22 protein-coding genes are annotated in these 20,600 nt (G+C 28.5%); 11 read left to right on the top strand and 11 right to left on the bottom strand.

Translation table 11 applies throughout. From position 1 onward, the window contains the following. The first annotated feature begins 5 nt into the window (after positions 1 to 5). The gene (locus Fi14EGH31_RS14095) at positions 6 to 833 is read left to right on the top strand and encodes a M15 family metallopeptidase (RefSeq protein ID WP_118573738.1); all 828 of its coding nucleotides are present in this window, start codon (positions 6 to 8) and stop codon (positions 831 to 833) included. Between the two features lie 12 nt (positions 834 to 845). Here Fi14EGH31_RS14095 and Fi14EGH31_RS14100 read toward each other — a convergent pair whose 3' ends face one another. Further along, positions 846 to 1,229 carry a PAS domain-containing protein gene (locus Fi14EGH31_RS14100; protein ID WP_117825855.1) on the bottom strand — a complete coding sequence of 128 codons (384 nt, stop codon included), beginning with the start codon at positions 1,227 to 1,229 and terminating at the stop codon, positions 846 to 848. Positions 1,230 to 1,354: 125 nt separating this feature from the next. Here Fi14EGH31_RS14100 and Fi14EGH31_RS14105 point away from each other — a divergent pair, with 125 nt between their 5' ends. Continuing rightward, positions 1,355 to 1,846, top strand: coding sequence for a hypothetical protein (locus Fi14EGH31_RS14105; RefSeq protein ID WP_022002589.1), 492 nt, complete (start codon positions 1,355 to 1,357; stop codon positions 1,844 to 1,846). A 27-nt stretch (positions 1,847 to 1,873) separates the two neighbouring features. On the opposite strand, the gene Fi14EGH31_RS14110 is transcribed toward Fi14EGH31_RS14105, so the two are convergent. Further along, positions 1,874 to 2,677 (bottom strand): MerR family transcriptional regulator, encoded by an 804-nt coding sequence (locus Fi14EGH31_RS14110; RefSeq protein ID WP_146137611.1) that lies wholly within the window; start codon positions 2,675 to 2,677, stop codon positions 1,874 to 1,876. Positions 2,678 to 2,858: 181 nt separating this feature from the next. Between Fi14EGH31_RS14110 and Fi14EGH31_RS14115 the strand changes: the two genes are divergently transcribed. Both Fi14EGH31_RS14115 and Fi14EGH31_RS14120 read left to right on the top strand, forming a co-directional pair. Continuing rightward, the gene (locus Fi14EGH31_RS14115) at positions 2,859 to 3,635 is read left to right on the top strand and encodes an SDR family NAD(P)-dependent oxidoreductase (protein WP_118573737.1); all 777 of its coding nucleotides are present in this window, start codon (positions 2,859 to 2,861) and stop codon (positions 3,633 to 3,635) included. A 19-nt stretch (positions 3,636 to 3,654) separates the two neighbouring features. Beyond that, a complete protein-coding gene (locus Fi14EGH31_RS14120) occupies positions 3,655 to 4,875 on the top strand; it encodes an L-lactate MFS transporter (RefSeq protein WP_118573736.1) in 1,221 nt (406 codons plus the stop codon). Between the two features lie 19 nt (positions 4,876 to 4,894). Here the strand turns inward: Fi14EGH31_RS14120 and Fi14EGH31_RS14125 are convergent, their stop codons facing one another. Then, positions 4,895 to 5,263, bottom strand: coding sequence for a cyclic nucleotide-binding domain-containing protein (locus tag Fi14EGH31_RS14125; protein WP_200764959.1), 369 nt, complete (start codon positions 5,261 to 5,263; stop codon positions 4,895 to 4,897). Positions 5,264 to 5,311: 48 nt separating this feature from the next. After that, a complete protein-coding gene (locus tag Fi14EGH31_RS14130) occupies positions 5,312 to 5,512 on the bottom strand; it encodes a hypothetical protein (protein ID WP_200764960.1) in 201 nt (66 codons plus the stop codon). A 74-nt stretch (positions 5,513 to 5,586) separates the two neighbouring features. On the opposite strand from Fi14EGH31_RS14130, the gene Fi14EGH31_RS14135 reads away from it, so the two are divergent. Further along, positions 5,587 to 6,903 carry an MATE family efflux transporter gene (locus Fi14EGH31_RS14135; protein ID WP_234697800.1) on the top strand — a complete coding sequence of 439 codons (1,317 nt, stop codon included), beginning with the start codon at positions 5,587 to 5,589 and terminating at the stop codon, positions 6,901 to 6,903. A gap of 34 nt (positions 6,904 to 6,937) precedes the next feature. Here Fi14EGH31_RS14135 and Fi14EGH31_RS14140 read toward each other — a convergent pair whose 3' ends face one another. Together Fi14EGH31_RS14140 and Fi14EGH31_RS14145 are read right to left on the bottom strand one after the other, a co-directional pair. After that, on the bottom strand, positions 6,938 to 7,516 hold the full coding sequence (locus Fi14EGH31_RS14140; protein WP_200764961.1) for a nuclease-related domain-containing protein: 579 nt from the start codon (positions 7,514 to 7,516) through the stop codon (positions 6,938 to 6,940). Positions 7,517 to 7,579: 63 nt separating this feature from the next. Beyond that, on the bottom strand, positions 7,580 to 10,084 hold the full coding sequence (locus Fi14EGH31_RS14145) for a vWA domain-containing protein (RefSeq protein ID WP_200764962.1): 2,505 nt from the start codon (positions 10,082 to 10,084) through the stop codon (positions 7,580 to 7,582). Between the two features lie 163 nt (positions 10,085 to 10,247). Between Fi14EGH31_RS14145 and Fi14EGH31_RS14150 the strand changes: the two genes are divergently transcribed. Continuing rightward, positions 10,248 to 10,964: a LytR/AlgR family response regulator transcription factor gene (locus Fi14EGH31_RS14150; protein WP_199596425.1), complete on the top strand. Its 717-nt coding sequence runs from the start codon at positions 10,248 to 10,250 to the stop codon at positions 10,962 to 10,964. Positions 10,965 to 10,967: 3 nt separating this feature from the next. Beyond that, on the top strand, positions 10,968 to 12,227 hold the full coding sequence (locus tag Fi14EGH31_RS14155) for an ATP-binding protein (RefSeq protein WP_118470612.1): 1,260 nt from the start codon (positions 10,968 to 10,970) through the stop codon (positions 12,225 to 12,227). A gap of 13 nt (positions 12,228 to 12,240) precedes the next feature. On the opposite strand, the gene Fi14EGH31_RS14160 is transcribed toward Fi14EGH31_RS14155, so the two are convergent. From Fi14EGH31_RS14160 to ychF, 3 genes are all read right to left on the bottom strand, one after another. Next, a complete protein-coding gene (locus Fi14EGH31_RS14160) occupies positions 12,241 to 13,755 on the bottom strand; it encodes an LCP family protein (RefSeq protein WP_107029099.1) in 1,515 nt (504 codons plus the stop codon). Between the two features lie 96 nt (positions 13,756 to 13,851). Then, on the bottom strand, positions 13,852 to 14,616 hold the full coding sequence (srtB, locus tag Fi14EGH31_RS14165; RefSeq protein ID WP_195932795.1) for a class B sortase: 765 nt from the start codon (positions 14,614 to 14,616) through the stop codon (positions 13,852 to 13,854). Continuing rightward, complete coding sequence (ychF, locus tag Fi14EGH31_RS14170; RefSeq protein ID WP_022002578.1) at positions 14,616 to 15,716, bottom strand: redox-regulated ATPase YchF; 1,101 nt, start codon at positions 15,714 to 15,716, stop codon at positions 14,616 to 14,618. Before ychF ends, srtB begins: the two co-directional genes overlap by 1 nt. Before the next feature lie 120 nt (positions 15,717 to 15,836). On the opposite strand from ychF, the gene Fi14EGH31_RS14175 reads away from it, so the two are divergent. The 3 genes from Fi14EGH31_RS14175 (at position 15,837) to Fi14EGH31_RS14185 (ending at position 17,579) form a co-directional block, all read left to right on the top strand. Beyond that, entirely contained in the window at positions 15,837 to 16,061 is a 225-nt protein-coding gene (locus tag Fi14EGH31_RS14175; RefSeq protein ID WP_107029100.1) for a Smr/MutS family protein, read from the top strand. Further along, entirely contained in the window at positions 16,061 to 16,531 is a 471-nt protein-coding gene (locus Fi14EGH31_RS14180) for a phosphatase PAP2 family protein (RefSeq protein ID WP_117346208.1), read from the top strand. The genes Fi14EGH31_RS14175 and Fi14EGH31_RS14180 overlap by 1 nt, the downstream gene beginning before the upstream one ends. A 94-nt stretch (positions 16,532 to 16,625) precedes the next feature. Then, entirely contained in the window at positions 16,626 to 17,579 is a 954-nt protein-coding gene (locus Fi14EGH31_RS14185; RefSeq protein ID WP_200764963.1) for a hypothetical protein, read from the top strand. Positions 17,580 to 17,591: 12 nt separating this feature from the next. Here the strand turns inward: Fi14EGH31_RS14185 and Fi14EGH31_RS14190 are convergent, their stop codons facing one another. Next, entirely contained in the window at positions 17,592 to 19,025 is a 1,434-nt protein-coding gene (locus Fi14EGH31_RS14190) for an LTA synthase family protein (protein WP_117864272.1), read from the bottom strand. Positions 19,026 to 19,136: 111 nt separating this feature from the next. On the opposite strand from Fi14EGH31_RS14190, the gene Fi14EGH31_RS14195 reads away from it, so the two are divergent. After that, positions 19,137 to 19,919, top strand: coding sequence for a Cof-type HAD-IIB family hydrolase (locus Fi14EGH31_RS14195; RefSeq protein WP_022002573.1), 783 nt, complete (start codon positions 19,137 to 19,139; stop codon positions 19,917 to 19,919). A 41-nt stretch (positions 19,920 to 19,960) separates the two neighbouring features. Here Fi14EGH31_RS14195 and Fi14EGH31_RS14200 read toward each other — a convergent pair whose 3' ends face one another. Further along, entirely contained in the window at positions 19,961 to 20,554 is a 594-nt protein-coding gene (locus tag Fi14EGH31_RS14200) for a GNAT family N-acetyltransferase (RefSeq protein WP_195946339.1), read from the bottom strand. Between the last annotated feature and the right edge of the window lie 46 nt (positions 20,555 to 20,600).

The raw sequence follows: 20,600 nt of genomic DNA on the forward strand, positions 1-20,600 counted from the left end.
TTTATATGAAGAAAAGAATAAGTCTATTAATATTAATAATCTGTATGGTTGGTAGTATCGTTTTTTTCTTTCCTAAAGAGAATACTCAGGAAGTAAAAACGGTAAAAAAGAAACAAACACCTGAAATAAGTTTTTATCATCAAGAATATAAAGAAAGATATGATACCTACCAAAAAGCACACCAAGATTTAAGTAAAAAAGAAGTTATTACACTTGTAAATATGAATCGTGATTTTGATTTTTATGGAAAAATTATCAAACAAGAACATCCTAATGATTTAAATACAATTGTTAATAAATATTATCAATTAGATGAAACCTATGAACCGAGTGATCTTGTTGAAATAAATACAAACGCAGGTACTTATGGAAGTTCTTATAGTAAACATACTGCTAGAAAAGTGATTTATGATGATTTTCAAGCTTTAAAACAAGCTTGTATAAATAAAGGTTTTGAACTGTATGTGACTTCAGGCTATCGTTCAACAGCCTGGCAAAAAGAAATTTATAATCATATGGTAGAAACTTATAGTGTAGAAAGAGCAGATGAAACTTGTTCACGTCCTGGTCATAGTGAACATACAACGGGGTTAGGATTAGATATTGCTTTAGATCAATATAAATATGAAGAAGTTGAAAATCACCCTCAATATTCTTGGTTTTTAAGCCAACTAAGTAATTATGGTTTTATCTTACGTTATCCAAAAGATAAAGAGGAACTAACAGGGTATAGTTATGAAGCTTGGCACATTCGTTATGTAGGAAAAGATCTAGCCCAAAAAATAGAAAAAAGTGGTCTAACTTTTGATGAATATTATGCTAGAAACTATTAGAAGATAGCAAAGCTATCTTCTATGTTTCCAATATTCAGTTACAGGAACTTTAGGATTGCTTTCATCCCAAGGCATCTCATGTCTTTCAAAATAACCAATGACGTGTTTATTAGAATCTCTAACAGGTACAAAGAATTCTCTTTCACCTGTTTTAGTATTATAAGTTTCAAACATTTCATCTTCACCAGCATCGGCTCTTTTTAAAAATTCTTCAATTTTAACTTTAGAGTTTTCACTATGACAATTAAATAAACTTTGATTGATTTTTACACGCCCACCATATCTTTCTTTAGCTGTTTTATTCATATAGCGCACAATATGTTGTCGATCAACAAAAACAATTTCATAACTATAAGCATCTAAAATGCTTTCTAATATTTCTTTTGTTATTTCCATGGTATTTCCTCTTTCTTAATTTACCCACATTATAACATAAAGTCTGATTGTCTTTATTTTTTAACTATACTATTTTTGTTTTTTCTTGTATAATAATAAGGTAATTATTTAAAGGAGCGTCTTTTATGGGAGATTTAAAATATTTATTACCTATTTTAGTAGCTGTTATTTTAGTGTGGATTACTTATCTTGTCATTAATTTCGTAGCTACAATTATTAAAACAAAGAAGAAAGATGATACCATGGTTTGTGGTTTAAACATGCAAGGAAAAATATTCTATGCAATCATTATTGTTATTTATTTAGTAATGCTTGTTTATTGTATTTATTACATGATTACGCATTTATTAAGTGGAGATGTTGATAGTGTTTATTTACCATTAAATGCTTTAACAATTTATTCTTTTGTTTTCTATTTAATGATTCAATGGATTATTTTCTTTGGACAAAAACAAGTTTTAATTGGTCGTGTTTTATTTGATTATAGAAAAATTAAAAGAGTGACTTATCCGAAGAAAACAAAATTACGTTTTACTTATGGACAAAAGACATTAGAAACATATATTCGCTTCATCGATGATTCTATTCTTAAAAAATCATTACAAAGATCAAGATAAAAAGCAATTTCGGTTGAAATTGCTTTTTTATTGGACTGGAATCCAAATTGTATGATAATTAAAATATTCGTCTTCAGGTTTCCACATTGAAACCACTTGAGAAATCACATCTCCTGCAAGTTGGAGATTATTTTTTTCCATATAATCAAAGGCGGGCTGTAAAACCTCATATGTCAGTATTTGACTCGAACGAGAAGGAACGCACATATAAAGACATAACTGTTCAGGATAGTAATGAACATATTCACTTTCCTTAATATCAAGTACTCCCGCAAATTCTTCCTCTACCCCTATTCCATAGTAGAATTCCTTATTTTCATTTTCAATATGTTCTTTAGGAAAAAGCGCCGTAGAAAAAACAAATGGTATTTTTTGACAAAATTCTTTAAGTTCTTCACGTTCTTCTTTCTTTAAATCTATCGTATAACATTTTTGTGTATCAATACGATAGATTCCTGGTCTTTTTTGTAAAGTAAAGTTTAAGTTTTCACTTCGACTAATCAACTTTCTATTCGTACGCAATCTTTTCAATAAATTCATTTGATAAATAATATTCTTTTGAATGATTTGTTCTTGTTCTTCTAATAAATCATCAATTTCTTCTAAAGACTTACTTTGGAGTATTCCCGCTGTTTCTTCAATTGATAATCCAAAGCCAAGATAACAGCGTGCACGAATCAGCATATGAAGATCCCAAGTTGTATAATAGCGATATCCTGTTTCTTGATCATGGATAGGCGCAATGATTCCTTTTCTTTCATAATAACGAATTGTTTCAGCTGTAATTCCTAGTATTTTAGCAAGTTCTCCTATTGTATAAGTATTGTACATAATCCCCCAACCTTCAAATTGTTTTAAAGTTTTCACCAAATTATAACATATTTTCCTCTTTTTTGACCTTATTTGACACTTTTTTACCCCCTTGACTCTCAAATCGTTTGAGAGTTTAAAATGACTTTGTTAAAAAAATAACATGTGATGTTAAATAAATAACAAAGGGAGAGAAAAAATTATGGAAGAAAAAAAAGTTGTTCTTATTACAGGTGGAGCAATGGGACAAGGTCGTGCTCATGCCTACAAATATGCTGAAAACGGATTTAATGTTGTTTTGGCTGATATGTTAAATCCATCTCATGAAGCATTTAAAGAAACAATTGCTAGTTGTGAAGCTAAAGGAGCAAAAGTTTTAGCTAAAAAAGCAAACATTACTTCTACTGAAGATATGGAAGCATTATTTGCTTCAGCATGGGAAACATTTGGTCGTTTAGATGTTGTGATTGCTAATGCTGGTGTTATTAACTTCGGTTATACTTGGGAATTAACTGATGAACAAGTTGAAAAAGTAATGGATATTAACTTAATTGGTACTTGGCGTACTGATAAATATGCTGCTCAATATATGTTAAAACAAGGATTTGGTCGTATTATTAATATTTCATCAACTTCTGGTTTATATGGTACTCCTCAATTAGCTACTTATTGTATGAGTAAATGGGGTATTTTAGGATTAACTAAAACTCTTGCTAAAGAAGTGGGTTCTAAAGGAATTATTGTTAATGCTTTATGTCCTACTAAAGTTAAAACTCCAATGTGTGAAACAATGGATTATGTTAAATTCATTAATGATTTAACTGGTAAAGATTTCAAATCTGTTGAAGAAATGTATGCAGGAGTTCCATTCCTTGAAGTAGAAGATATCGCTAGTATGGTTTACTGGTTAGGAACTAGTAGAGAAGCTGGTAAATTTAATGGACAAGGTGTACCACTTGATTTAGGTACTTTACAATAATAAAGGGAGAAAAGAGAATATGAAAATTACAAAAGCAACACGTTGGCGTGTTTTTGCAGGAGTTTGGATTCAAAGTTTATTCACTTCTGCCACTGCCTTCTTTAGTTTATTCTGTTTGCCATTTTGTAATCAATTTGGATGGAGTAATTCAGATTTTTCAATGGCATACACAATTTATATGTTTATCTACTGTGCAGTAGGTTTCCTTGGTGGTATTTTAGCTGAAAAATTACAACCAAGAATCGCAATTTATATTGGTTTAGTTTTATTTGCTGGAGGATGGATCTTAACTGGTTTTGCTTCATCTATTCCATTCTTATATATTGCTTATGGTGTCATTGCTGGTGCTGGTGCTGGAACAATTTATCCTGCATGTTTACCAACAGCATTAAAATGGTTCCCTGATAAAAGTGGTTCTATCTCTGGTTTAGTTCAAGCTGGAGCTGCTTGTGGACCTTTCATTATGTCACCTATCGCTCAAATGTTAATTGATAACTTTGGAGCACCAATGGCTTGTAAAATTTTAGGTGTTGTATTCTTAATCGGTGTTGGAGCTGTTGCTTGGATGATCGTTCCTTGTCCTGATGGATGGACTCCTGAAGGTTGGGTACCAAGTGCACAACAAAGCAAAGAATTACATACAAAAGATTATAATATTCCTCAAATGGTTAAAACTCCAATCTTCTGGGTATTATTAGTAATGTTTATTTTCGCTAATGCTGCTGGAACAATGATGGTTTCTGCAACATCACCAATTGCTCAAACTCAAATTGGTTTATCAGCGATGGATGCAGCTTTATGTGTAAGTTTAATGACTTTATTTAATATGTTTGGTCGTTTATCATTTGGTGTTATTTATGATAAGTTAAAAGGATGGAATTCTTTAATTCTTGTCTTGATTTTAAATGGTATTTCAATGCTTATGTTAACAGTAGCTCATTCATTTGCATACTTTGTCGCATGTATTGCTTTAGTTGGTTTCTCATTTGGTGGATTACTTGTTGTTTTCGCACCAATGGTTAAAACAATCTTTGGTTCTAAATATTATAATAGAAACTATGGTTTGATCTTTATTGGTTATGGTATTGGGGCTTTCGTTGGTCCTAAGATTTCCGCAAGTTTCTTTGATGCTACAGGATCTTATGTGATGGGATTCATTGGTTCAGCTATTCTTGCTGCAGTTGCTGTTTTATTAGTTGTTGTGGCTAAAAAACTTGCTAACAAAATGTTAAATGCTTAATTTTAAGGGGTGAAAAATTTCACCCCTTTATTTTATACTTTCCTTTACATTCTTTAATCATTTTTCCTTCATCACAAAGCTTCTTTAAGATTCTTTGTAATTGTCTTCGACTACAATGAAGATAATTTGTGGCTTCTTCAATGCTTTTTAATGAACCATAACAATAATATTTCAAATAATATAAAAAACGTTCTTCAACACTTTGATAAACAAATTGATTGGTTGATGATTGTTTTAATTTAGAAGCGATTGAATTTAAAAGTGTATGTAGAAATTTTATATCTTGATTAAGCTTTTCTTTGTTATCTTTTAAAGATAGCGCCAACGTTTTGATCTTTGTTTTTGCTTCCGCAAAAAACATCGGATTTAAATCATCAACAAATTCCATATCACCTATAATACATAATTCTTCACTTTGAGAAACTACAGTTTGTCTTCACTCTTGATCAATAAAAGAAATCAATAACGTTCCTTCTAATACAAATTGAATATATTGTGTTTTTTCTAAAGGATTGATTATTGTTTCATCTTCTTCATATTCAATCACTATAAATTCATATTCCTTAGAAAAATAATTGTCTATTTTATATTCTTCTTTTACTTTATTTATTAAATTTTTATCATAGATTTTTTTCATGCCTCTATTGTGACACATGTCATAATAATTGACAAATCATTTTGTTATACTTTCCTAGAAAGAGAGATATTTATATGAATAATAATGATTTATTTGAAAAAGCGCCTATATCTAAAGCATACTTTAAACTTGCTTTACCCGTTGTATTAAGCATGGTTATTTCTTTAGTCTATAATATGGTTGATACATTTTTTGTAGCACAGACACAAAATACAAATCTTGTTGCTGGTGTTTCTTTATGTGCGCCTATTTTTACTTTAATGATAGCTTTAGGAGATATCTTTGGTATTGGAGGTAGCTCTGTTATTTCTCGTTTATTTGGACAAAAACAAGATGAAGAAGGAAAGAACGTCAGTGGTTTTTGTTTCTATGGAGCTATTGTTTGTGGCATCTTAGTTTCTCTTATTATGATGATTGCTAGAAAACCAATTTTAACAATCCTTGGAACAAATCAAGCAACACTTCCTTATGCCAGCCAATATTATACTTATATGGCTTTAGGAGCAACTTTAATTATCGTTTCCTTGACTCCTAGTAATCTCATGAGAACAGAAGGATTAGCTACAGAATCAATGATTGGAACAATTACTGGTTCAATTATCAATATGATTTTAGATCCTATTTTTATTCTCTATTTAAACATGGGAGCTGGTGGTGCAGCTATCGCAACCATTATTGGTTATTTTGCATCTGACCTTGTTTTTATTTATCTTACTTTAAAGAAAAGTAAGAAATTATCAATTTCTTTAAAACATACACATATTACTAAAAATAAAGCCATTTCTATTTTTACAATTGGTATTCCCGCCTCTATTACAAATTTAATGTCTAGCTTTGCGATGGCGATGACAAACAATTATTTAGTTGCTTATGGAAATGACAAAGTAGCAGCTATAGGAATTGTTTTAAAAATCAATATGATTGTTTTACTTGTCATGATTGGTTTTGCTTTTGGTGCACAACCTTTACTTGGATATAATTATGGTGCACATAATACTAAACGTTTAAAAGAAATTATTAAGTTTGATTTATTTGTAGAATTTACTTTTGCAGTTATTACATCTATTATCTTAGCTTTATTTACACCATCATTTATTAAAATATTTATGAATGATCCTTCTATTATTCAAGCTGGAACATTGATGTTAAGATTTTTGCTTTTATCTTCTCCTTGTGTAGGGATTATTCTTGTCTTTACAACTTTATTTCAATCAGAAGGAAAAGCACTTCCTGCATTATTACTTTCAATAGGTAGACAAGGTATTGTTTTTGCAATTTGTCTTCTTCTTTTATCAAATATTTTTGGATATTATGGTATTATTAGTAGTCAAATGGTTGCGGATATTATCACTGCAATCATTGCACTTGTTTTATATAAAATATATAAATAACAAAAAGATGTCTTGTACTATATAAGACATCTCTTTATTTTAAAATACTTATAATCTTTTCAATTTGATTTTTTGTAAGTACTTGATTTCTTCTTAAATGTAAAATATCATCTATTTCACTTTTATCATTAACAGTATATTCGCTTTCTACTGGACTATTCATATTTACAAATAAAACATAACCTTCTATCCATAAATCAACACCATAATACTTCAAATATTCCTTTAACAAATATATTTCTCTTTTTAGTTGTTTAATAGGATTTCTTATTTCTTTTATATATTCTTTGTTTCCTCTACTTATTTTATACTTATTCCAATATTGATCATCTTCATTTCCCACAAGTTTGCCACTAAAATTCTTTACTTCAAAAATAAAAATACCATTATTGTTAATAACAACATAATCTAATTCTGTATTTCTTCCATGTATTGATATATTCACATTATTCAATAACAAATCATTTTCATTTAAATAATGATTTAATATCTTCTTTGCTTGTAATTCTCCTTCTTTCCCTGCAATTCTTTTTTGATCTTCATCACTTGATAAACTTAAAAGTAAAAATATGAATAATATAATTACAAAAAAGATAATCACTATTATCTGCATTATGTATCACCTCTTATCCATTATAACAAAAAGAGAAGAACCAAATCTTCTCTCTTTTACTTTCTAACGAACACATTTTTTCATTACAATCATATAAATTCCTAATAAGCTTATACCTAGTAAAACTATTGGCACAATACTATTTGTATTATCTCCTGTTGTTACAGCTTTTTTACTTTCTACTTTTATTTCTTTTTTAGAAGCTGTTTCTTCTTTCTTTGTTTCAGTTTTCACATTTTCTAACTTAGCAATCTTTTCTGTTTCTAACACTTCTTTACATACTGTACATTCTTTATGTTTTGATCCTTCTTTAGCTACTGTTGGTTGTTGATCAATGATCCAATCACTTGATATATGTTCTCCTTTAGAATCCTTATCTTCATAATATTTATTGATTGTTTTTGATGTTTTTCCACATCTTGAACATACATACCAATATGTATCGTGTTCCTTACAATTAGTTGCTTTTTCTCTTAAAAATTGTGGATTCTTAACTTCTATATAAGCATGTCCTAAATGAGTCCCTGTTGCTGCAAATGCTTCTGTACCTTTTGCTCCACAAATACAACTCTTATAATATCTAGCAGGTGTCATACAAGTAGCTGGAGTCGCTAAATATTCACTACTTTCAACTTCTTGATCATACACATGATTTCCTTTATCTGAAACTTCATTACATCCTGGAACTGTGCATGAATGCCAATGATTATTAGAATCTTTATTCCAATCTTTAGATAATACATGATTTCCTACTTCTGCAGATTCATAATACTTATCTTGTGCATTTTCATCATCTTTAGCACTTACATCACATCTTGAACATGCATACCAATATGCATCATGTTCTTGACAGTTACTTCCTTGAGATTTTAAGTATTTTGCATCTTTTATTTGTTTTGTATATTCATGTCCTAATTTTGTATCTTTATCTTCAAATGTTTCTGTAGTACTTACTTGACCACAAGCACAGCTTTTATAATAGATAGCATTTGTTGTACATGTTGCTTTGTCTTTTAAAGTACTTACTCCATTGACTTCTTTTAATTTTTGATCAAAAGTATGTTCTTCCCAAACTGCTTTAATTTCCTTATTTTGATCATCTTTAGTAAATACTCTTTTATCTCCTACTTTATAAACAGTATTGTCTACTTGCCAGCCTTTAAAATGTTTTCCATTTGGAGCAACATATTCACATTTTGAGAAAGTAAATTCCTTATCTAATTCAACAGTTGGATTAGCCATTGTTCCTGTTCCACCATTAGAACCATATTTGATTTTTAATTGGAATCCTAATGCATCAATTGCATCATTGATGGCTTTTGCCATAGCATCTACTTCATCTTGTTCTGTTATATTTTTACTACGTACAACTGTTTTAATAGCATCTTCTACCTTTGAAAAATCTTTATAGTTATCTTTATTAAGTTTATTTGCTTTTTCAATAGCTTTATCTACTTCTGTATAATCTGCAGCTTTATATTTTAATTGATTAATTGCTTTATTAATAGCATCTGCATAGCCATAAACTGTATCTTGTTGTGTAATATCTAAGTCATATTTTACATCTTTTAATACATCTTCTAATGCTTGTACTGTTTCATCTGTATACAGAGTTAGATCACTTGGTATTCTTTTCTTTGCTTCAGTTACTTTTGTATAATCTGCGCCAGCATATGTCATACTTAATAATTTATTTAAAACACTATTAAATATTGCTGTAGCCTCATTTGAGCTTTTAGCACCCATATAATAAGCACTATTTTCTGCTCTAGTTCCTAAGTTTTCATAACTTTCGGCATCTGGGTAATTACTAGAAACTCCATGCATATAAGCATTAAACTTTTCTGCATTTGACCAACTACCACTTCCTACATGTCCAGTAATAGATGGATCAGTTAAAGAAAACATTCCAAATGTATAAACTTCTGCATCTTTTTTTATTTCCTTTGATGTATTAATTGCTCCATTTGCGACATCATCATCAAAATTACTCAAAGTCGTCGGCTGACCATCCGTTACAAAAAAGACAATTCTTTTAGCATATTTTCTACTTTCATCATTTTTACTTTGTTTAATTTGTTTTAGCGCTAATTCCATTGCATAATCTGAACGTGTTGCCCCTGCAGGACTAATGCTGTTTACAACATCTTCCAACTTTGCTTTGTTTTCATTTGTGGCAGTAAAGAAACCACTCATGATTTGCGTATAATTATACGTATTACGATTTTCTTGATAAGTATCATTTCCTATTTTATCTGCATTATCAGGTATTTTCCCTGAAAATTTAATAATCGAAATTCTACTTTGTTTATTTGCCTGATTTATCTTTGAATTATTTTCAGCAAAGCCCTCAATAAATTGATTAATTGAATCTTTTAAAATTGTAATCCTTTTAGTACTATCAGTTAAAGTTATAGGATCTACCATACTCCCTGAAACATCTAAAACCAAGACAATATCAAGTGGTATATTATTCTTTTGATTAGCCGCAAATACGTTGACTGGCATTTGTGCAAAGAACATCATTAATGTCAGTATACATGCCATCACTTTCTTATATATTTTCATTTTCCCTATCCCCTTTCTTTGAATATTATTCATTTCCTTCTATGCTTTTATTTTACTTTTTTTAATTGTTATTTTTTATAATTGGCGCGAAATGTCGTTTTTAGGGTGTGAAATGTATATAAGAAGTGTTTTTATTTTGATAAAATAGTATTAGGTGATGTATATGAATATAGCAATATGTGATGATGATCTTTTATATATGAATCAAGTTAAAGAAATGATAGAAAAATGGGGAAGGGAACATCATGAAGATGTTTCTATTTATCTTTTTAATCATGGGGATGCTTTAATTAATAGTTATCAAAAAAGTCATATCGAAGTTATTTTATTAGATATTATGATGCCTTTATTAAATGGTATGGAAACAGCTCATGAAATTAGAAAAAATGATTCTGTCGTTAAAATTATTTTTTTAACCTCTTCTCCTGAATTTGCCTTAGAATCTTATGATGTTAAAGCAAGTGGATATCTTTTAAAACCTACAACTTATGAAAAACTATGCTCTCTTTTAAATGATTGTAAACAAGCATTTCATTATGAACCTGAATCTATTATTGTTAAAACAGATAAAGGATATCGTAAAATTTATTATCATTTGATTGAATGTGTTGAAGCACAAAATAAAAAAGTTTTATTTTGTTTAAATGATGGTGAATGTCTAGAAGTTTTAGATACTTTTGTTCATTGTAGTAATGAATTAACTACAAATGATGCATTTTATAAATGTCATCGAAGTTACTTAGTTCATATGCCTGCTATTGATCATTTTAATTCTATAGAAATTGAAACAAAAACACACAAGAAAGTTCCCATCGCAAGAAGTTATGCTAAATCTTTTAAAGAAGCTTATTTTGAATATATGTTTAAAGAAGGTGATTAACATATGATTTATACTATTTTAGAATCTATTCGTTATACTTTAACTTTATTATTCGGTATCTTTGTTTCTGTACTATTTCTAGATATTAGAATCAATAAAAAGAATGTCATTTGTGTTTTTCTATTCTTTTATATTGATTTAGTATTACAAGGTATTTTCTATTTTACTAAAGATTTATCGGCTGTTATTTCTTTATATCCTTTTATTACCCATTTACCACTTTTAGTATTTTTTGTTTTAATTTTCAAAAAACGATTATTTCCAAGTTTAATTGCTATAACAAGTGCTTATTTATGTTGTCAAATAAGTAACTGGACAACAATCTTTGTTTCCTCTTTTATTAAGAATATAGATAATATAACCTATTCTTTAACACTCATTATTTCTTTTGTTTTCATTATTAAATTTGTTTATTTACCTATTTCTCAATTATTAAAAAAACAATCACATGAACTTATTTCTTTTGGTATCATTCCAATGTTCTATTATATATTTGATTATCTTTCTACCGTTTATACAAAGCTTCTTTATATTGGAAATAAAACAACTGTAGAATTTACACCATTTCTTTTATGTATCTGTTATTTTGTATTCTGTACCGTTTATTTTAAACAATATGAAGAAAAGCAAAAAATAGAAACAACCAATAAGGTTATTTATATGAAACAAGCACAATCAAAAAAAGAAATGAAGCTGATGAAAGAAAATGAAAAAAAGATTATTTTAATGAGACATGATATGCGTCATTTTTTAAACAATATACTAAACGATCTTGAAAATAATCAAAATGAACATGCTATCGAATATATTCATACTTTATTTGATGCCATCGATCAAACTGTAAGAAAGAAATATTGTTTAAATGATACTGTTAATATGATTATGACATCTTATGAAAATAGAATGAAAGATGAAAATATTGATTTTCATTATCATTTAGATATTCCTCAACAATTGTCTATTAGTGATATCGATTTAACTTCTATTCTATCTAATGGTTTAGAAAATGCTTTTAAAGTTGTTATGTTATTAGAAAATGAACGTTTTATAGAATTAAATATGCAAGAAAAATGTGGTAAGTTACTTATATCTATTGAAAATAATTACTTAAATGAACCTATTTTTGTAGATGGTATTCCTATATCTAAAGAAAAAGATCATGGCTTTGGAACTCAAAGTATTGCTTATACAGTTGAAAAGCTCCATGGAAATTGTCAATTTTCTACTCATCAACACCATTTTAAATTAAGAGTTGTCATTTAAAAAGGATTACAGGTTAAGCACCTTGTAATCCTTTTACATCTTGATCAGTAATTCTTTTACCATCTTCAATTTTATTAATAACATTAATAATACCATTCAAAGATTTTTTATTAGGTTTCATTGTATAACATTTCTTACCTTTCATAGAATATGTTTTATATGAGATTTCTGGATCTCCCGTAAGTTGAACATTGTACATTTTCCATTTAGACATATCATCTAATTGCATTTGAACAAGTGATTTTATATCTTCAGATGACATATTAGTTTCAAAACATCCTTCTACTGCTTGTAAAATATTTGAATAGTTTGTAATGATTTTAGGAGAAACAGCTTTATTGATCATGGCTTTAAGTAATCTTTGTTGGTTTCTTCCTCGATCAAAATCACCACTTGGCAAAGCATATCTTTCTCTTACAAAACATAAAGCTTTATCTCCATCCATTTCATTAATTCCTTTATTAATATGATAATGCCCATGTAATGTTGTAAATTCATAAGGTGAATCAATTGTTACTCCACCCAAGGCATCAATGATATTAGTAATTCCACTAAAGTTTGTCTTAGCATAATAATTCACTTTTAAATCCAAGAAATCTTCTATAGAAGAAATTGTCTCGTTAATACCATACATAGCTGAATGCGTTAATTTATCCATTTTTCCATTTTTATGCAAGGTAATTTGTGTATCTCTAGGAATAGATACAATTAATATTTGTTTTTGAATTGGGGAAACACAGACAGCAAGATTAACATCAGCTCTTGAAATTGCTGAAACTGTCCCATAAGTATCTATTCCTGTCATATAAACAATAAATGGATTTTTAGTCACATTTGTTTCTTGTGTCACAGAATTTAATTTTTCTTGAATTTCTACTTTATATAAACTCTTTAGATTTTCATCAATACCTTCATGATTTGCTTCTAATAAAGCCATATAAGCATTATCAGCAACAATAACATCAATGTCTCCATCCATGATAGCATCTCCTAATAAAGAATAATCTTTATAATCTTTTGTCTGAAAATCTTTATTTGCTTTATTTTCTATTTTAGCAATTGCTGATGTAATATTCTTTGAGCCTTTTTCACTAGCAATTCCAATTTCTGTATTATCTTTTACATCTCTTAAACTTTTAATAGCACTCTCTTTTTTTACATACATACAAATAACTCTTGTTTGTGTAAAAGAACCTGTAATATTAGATAAAAAATTATTTCCTTTAAAAGCCATTACCGAAACAAATCCTAAAGCAATGCTAAGTATTAAAGATAATAGCTTTCCAAAAATCAATCTAGCATATTTATTTTCTCGCTTTTTCTTTTTAATACCTGATTTAATAAGCAATGAACTTAACATCCATAACAAAAAAATAATACCACATAAAATCAAATAATATTTCATTGGTAACATCTTTAATATATAAATACATCCTAAAAAAATGATAGAAACGATAAATTGTATTAATAATAAAATACGTCTAGAAAACAACTTAGACATAAAACTTCTCTTCTTTTTTTTAACCATTAAAACACCCTCTTAACATGCAAATATTTTAGCACATCAGACATACTTATTCAATTCAAGCTCATTTACAATTAACAACAAAAAAACTAGATTTCTCTAGTTTTCCATTTTTTCTTTTACAGGATCAATCTCTTTTCTTTGTAAAATCGCATGTACTACATTTCTTTTACCACTTTCACTTCCTGCAGAAGTACAAGTAGATAAAGTAATTACCGATTGTACTTGAGATTGATCAAAATCTACTTTAATAGAAGATGTCTTTACCATTTCTTGTACAAATGAAGCTGTATCTACAATATGTGTATTATATAAAACACTTGTTTCTGAAATAATATGACCAACAACAACCTTATATTGACTTACTGTACCATCAGGTAAATAAATATAAACATAAGGATGTTCATCCGCAAAGCTTTGATCCGTATAGGATTTAATATTATTAAACATTGAACCATTTTTCATATTATGACCATAAATAACCGTATTAAAATCATTAAATGGATCTTCATTTTCACTTGCGATAAAAATACTACCTGCACTTAATTCATTATGATCTATATCACTATGAATATAAGTGTCATTCGTTTCGCCTTGTAAAACAGGATAATTCACATTTGTATTTGGAATTTGAATCCACGCTTTCACATCTTTATTTCTTTGTAAAAGCTCATCCCAATTAATTTGTAAATAGCTTTCCTTTTCTTCTTTTTCTTCTTTTTCTTTCGTATAAGTTTTAGCTAATTCTCCATAATCATCATCTATTTTTTTATAATTCAAATAAATATTAATTAAATTATATGCTGAATAACAAAATACACAAACACAGACAGTTAATAAGATATATCTAATTGCTTTTTTCATTATACATTAAATTTAAACAACATGATGTCTCCATCTTGACCTACATATTGTTTACCTTCTTGTCTAATTTTTCCAGCTTCTTTTAAAGCATGTTCACTACCATATTTCACTAAATCATCAAAACTATATGTTTCTGCTTTAATAAAACCTCTTTGGAAATCACTATGAATGATACCCGCCATTTCTGGAGCTGTCATTCCTTCTTTAAATGTCCATGCTCTTACTTCTTGTACTCCAGCTGTAAAATATGTTCTAAGACCTAATAAGCTATAAGCTTCTTTAATTAATTTATCAAGACCACTTTCTTCAATACCTAAATCTTGCATAAACATAGCTTTTTCTTCTTTATCCATTCCTACTAATTCAGCTTCAATTTTTGCACAAATAGGAACAACGTCGCTACCTTCTTCTTTCGCAAATTCTAAAACTTGAACATAATATGGATTTTGCATTGGATCTTCTAAATCTTCTTCACCTAAGTTAGCTACATAGATTAATGGTTTCATTGTAAGTAAAGTATATTGTTTGACAATTAACATTTCTTCTTTATCAAATTCAATACTTCTTGCTGGTTTGTTTGCTTCTAATGTTGGTTTTAATTTTTCTAAAACACTCATTTCAGCTTTAGCTTCTTTATCACCTGATTTAGCTTTCTTTTCTAAACGTCCAATACGTTTTTCAACTGTTTCTAAATCAGCCATGATCAATTCTAAATTAATTGTTTCAATATCTCTAATAGGATCTACATCACCATCAACATGTGTTACATCCTTATCTCTAAAACATCTTACAACCTCACAAATTGCATCCGTTTCTCTAATATTTCCTAAGAATTTATTTCCTAAACCTTCACCTCTACTTGCACCTCTTACAAGTCCTGCAATATCCGTAAATTCAAAAGTTGTTGGAACTGTCTTTTTAGGTTCAATCATTTCTGTTAATTTATCTAAACGATAGTCTGGTACTTCTACGACACCTACATTTGGATCAATTGTCGCAAACGGATAGTTTGCTGCTTCTACTTGTGCATTTGTAATTGCGTTAAATAATGTTGACTTACCAACATTTGGTAATCCTACAATACCTGCTGTTAATGCCATCTTTTTCACTCCTCTTTTTTTACCTCTTTATTGTAATGAAAAATACCCATAAAAGCAATATTTTCGTTTTGTCATTTTTTTTCATTTAAATTTATTTTATAATATCAAAGAGGTGATTGGATGTTATCAACAATAGATTTGCACGGATGTAGTCAAAGTGAAGCTAAAGTAAAACTAGATCATTTTTTAAAAGGAACTTCAATTCTTGTAAAAGAGGTCACTGTGATCCATGGATATTCTTCTTCTATTCTTTTAAATTACGTTAGAAAAAAATATTCTCATCCAAGAATTGAAAGAAAAATACTGACACTTAATAAAGGAGAAACAGTCTTTATCTTAAAATAATGGAAAAATTTTATCAAAACAATCTCAATTACATCCGTCAACATCATTTAGACAAAATATGCGTTGTAATAGCTAAAATAACCCCTTATCTTACAGCCGCACTTTATGCTTTAACACTTCTCATATTATTTATTAATCATTCATCAAAGCTATTATTGACAATCATTAAACCATTAAGTTCTTTTTTGATTGTAACACTTATTAGAAAACTCTATAATCGTCCACGTCCTTGTATGACATTTAATATTGAACCACTTGTAGGTCATAAAACAGGAGAATCTTTTCCTAGTCGTCATACAGTAAGTGCTTTTGCGATTGCATTTGCCTTATTGAATATTAATATTCATTTAGGAATCATTGCTTTATTTATTGCATGTATTGTAGGGCTATCAAGAATCATTTGTGCTGTTCATTTTATAAGTGATGTTCTTTGTGGTTTTTTAATTGCATTGATCATTTATTTGATATAACGAAATTTTTATTTCGTTATTTTTTTACTTTTTTTAAAAAATAAAAAGAAAAACATCAAAAAATTGTCTATATAATAATAGGAGGAAAAACTAAATGGAAAAAGTATTAGATATCACATCAAATGATCATATTATCATGATTGATAAACTCTGTAAAAGAATATTAGGACATCCTGAAATCTTAGGAAGAATCATTAAAGGATTTATTAAAGAAGCTGAGGATGTATCTTTAGAAGAAATCATTGAATTTATTAAAGAAAAGAAGGATCGGGAAGGGAATTCTTATTTCCAACAGCTAAATAATGTCATCGATATTGCTCATCATGGAAGAGTGGAATTCGATTATTTCTGCTGTATCAATCTGCCACAAGCTGATGGAACAATGAAAAGAATTTATCTAGATGTAGAGATACAAAATGTAGAGAATCCCGGCTATGCCCCACTAACAAGAGGAAATGATTATCTTTCAAGAATGATTACCAGTCAAAATGGAAAGGAATATGATTATAGAAACTATGATGGAATGAAAAAGGCCTATGTCATATGGATACTTCCACAAGCTGCTAAAAAGCGAGATGGACATGTCAATCGCATAAACTCTAAATTAGAAAATGTCAGTGGAAGTACTATTGAAAGGTTAGAAAGTTATGATAAAAGCGAACAAATTATGATATACTTAAATAAAGATCATAATATCAAAGATAAGTATGAAGATAGTGATTGGATAAAGACACCATTAGTCATCTTTTTAAATAATACATACGATCTTTTAATAAAGAAAGAAGTTATGAAAGAATATGGATTTGAAGAAATAGAGAAGGAGGTTAAAAAGATGTGTAATTTAGGAGAAATGATAGCCAGAGAAAATATAGAAAAAGGACATTCTATGGGGCTTGAACAAGGACTAGTACAAGGACAAAAATTGGAAAGAATTGCATCGATTAAAAATTTAATGAAAAAAATGGCAATACCATTAGATAAAGCAATGGACCTATTAGATTTATCTAGTATAGAAAAAGAAGAAATGAAAAAACATTTTCAATCTTAAAAGAACGTGCACCTACACGTTCTTTTGTTTATTAATCAATATTTTACGGTAAAATTGAGAATATTTAGTGACTTCACTATTAATTTTCTTTACCCCATATTTTTCTAAAAGTGTTTTTTCAGCACTAAATAAGTTTGTTCCTAATCCTAGATGTTCACCTTTGATCTTGACTCCTAGACTCGCAAGAATTGTTGGATAAAAATCAAAGATAGCAAATTTTCTGTTTTTAGGTTGAAGAGGTTCAATTGCACTATTAATAAAACAATTATAAGGAGTACGTAAATAGGTTTTATCTAAGTGCTTAAAGAATTTTTCAGACATACTTTTATGATCACCCGTAATAACAATTGTTGTATTTTCATACCATTCTTGTTTTTGACACCATCTTACAAAAGCTTCCACTTGTCTTGATTGACAACTAATAACATTAGCGTATTGACTATCATATTCGTGTTTACACTCGTCACAAATATATCCATCTGGTGTATGAGTATCAATTGTCACCAGTTCCATACAAAATGGTTGATTACTTTTAGCCATTTCTGTTAAATCTTCTTTCGCAAATTCAAAGACTTTTTTATCTTCAAATCCCCAAAAAACATGATAATCTTGAGGAAGTCTTCCTTCTTTCTTTAAAGAAGTTGTATCCTCTATTTTAAAATTTCCATGTTGTTTATAAAAATTAGAGGTACAACCAAAGTTAGCATCTGATCCCATTAAAATTCGATTTTGATAACCTTGTTTTTCTAATATTTCACCCAATGTATAACATCCTGATAAAAATGAAGAATTTTCATCATATTTATTTTTTGACATCGGTAATAAAAGCGGAATTCCCGCTTCTTGTGCAACCATTGAAGCAATAGTCCATTGTGTTCCTTCAATAGTATAAGAACCCCCTATTTTATTCGAATGTGAAAAATTAATATTTTCTTTTGCTAGCTTACCTAATTCTTTAATATAATTATTTTTTTCTTGTCCGCCATCTTCTTTAGAAAGATACGTATTTTCTACAGATTCTAAATAAATATGAATTAAATTTCTTTTTTCTTTAAATTCTAATTCAACATTTTGAGGATCCACATAATGTTCTTCATAAAGTTTAGATGTTCTAACCATATCAAAAACATACGTAATAATTTGATAATTAATTAATGCGTAAAGCAATGTTCCAAGAATTAAAATAGTAATACAAATACCTTGGTAATCAAATAAAAAAACAAGTGGTGTTTTATATAATAAAAATACTCCTATTAAAGTTGTTAAAAAGGTTGGTGGTGCACAATTTAAAAACCAATCTTTAAAAATACCTTCATCTGTTCCATCACAAGGAACAATCATGTGATAAATCATTTGATTTAAGGTTTTTACTGAAAAAGTACGATTTCCCCATAAAATACTAAAGATTACTAACATTACAATAAATAAAATTATTATTAAACTCATATCATCATTCCTTTTTATTGGTTCATTCTATCATAATTTTTTATAAAGAGCGAGAAACAAAATACCCTTTTTTTCGATTATTCGTTATAATACTTACGAAGGAGTAAAAAAATGAAAGATAGAAAATTATTATTTTTTGATATTGATGGCACATTATTGAGTGAAAAGACTCATACTGTTCCTCAAAGTGCTAAAGAAGCTTTAAAAAAAGCTAAAGAAAATGGACATCTCATTTTTATTAATACAGGTCGACCTATTTCTACAATAGATCAAGAGATTCATAATTTAAACCCTGATGGTTATATTTGTGGATGTGGAACATACATCACTTATCATGACCAAGTAATCTATCATCATCAATTATCTAAAGAAAGATGTAAAGAAATTGCATCTCTTATAAAAAAATATGAAATTGATGCTGTTTTAGAATCAAAAGATCATGTTTATTTTAATACTCATATTAAAAATTCTTTTGTTCAAGGAATTCAAGAAAGATATACAAATAATGGTTTCAATGTTTCAACAAGTGAAGATTCAAATCTTTCCTTTGATAAATTTACTATTTGGTTTGATCATGATATCCAAGCCTTTAGAGATAATATTTCTCAAGATTTTGATATTATTGAACGTAGTGAAGAAATGTGGGAAATCGTACCAAAGAATCACTCAAAAGCTACAGGTATTCAAACTGTTGCGGATGATTTTAAAAGCGATTTAGATCATTGTTATGTCTTTGGAGATTCTTTCAATGATGAAAGTATGTTACGTTATGTTAAACATTCTATTGTTATGGCTAATGGTGTACAAGCTATGAAAGATATTGCTTATTTTGTGACAAAAGATATTGAAGATGATGGTATTGCATATGCTTTAGAAAAACTTGATCTTATCTAAGATTAAAAACGCCTGCTTGGCAGGTTTTTTCATTTATTATATTAATCTAACTTACATAACATAATGCCTGGATCTTCTTCAAATGCCTTAAATCCCATTTTTTCATAAAATCTAACCGCACGTTTATTATTTGTATCAACTAAAACACATATACCAGGTACTTTTTCTTCTTTTAAAACTTCAAATAAAGCTTGCATTAACTTTGAACCCACACCATTACCTGTATATTCTTCTAATATATCAATATGAATATGTGCTGGATATTCAGGATAAAAACGTTCTAGTTCACAATTAGCATTAGAAAATCTTTCTGCCTTTACTTCATCTAATTCGTTTAAAGTCAAATAATAAGGATAAGCATTTTTTTCATAAGCCTTTAAATCCTTGGCACATAAAATATAACCACACACCTCATCTAAATCATTTTTAAGTATTAAACAGATTTCTTTATCAATATAAGGATCACAATATAAAGCTAATGTTGCCTTTTTAGCATTATCATCTTTATATCTAGATGTTGATTGAGAAATACATACATTTTGTACTTGTTGTTTATATTTTAGTTCATATTTAATTATTTCCATTTTTTCTTTCAAAAGAACCATTGCAAGTTCTTCCCCTTTCCTTTTTATCATTCAAATTATTACATAAAAATGACTATACCATCAAGCTCTTAATCTT

Origin of the sequence: Faecalibacillus intestinalis (assembly GCF_015097455.1) — a bacterium.
GTDB classification, from domain to species: domain Bacteria; phylum Bacillota_I; class Bacilli_A; order Erysipelotrichales; family Coprobacillaceae; genus Faecalibacillus; species Faecalibacillus intestinalis.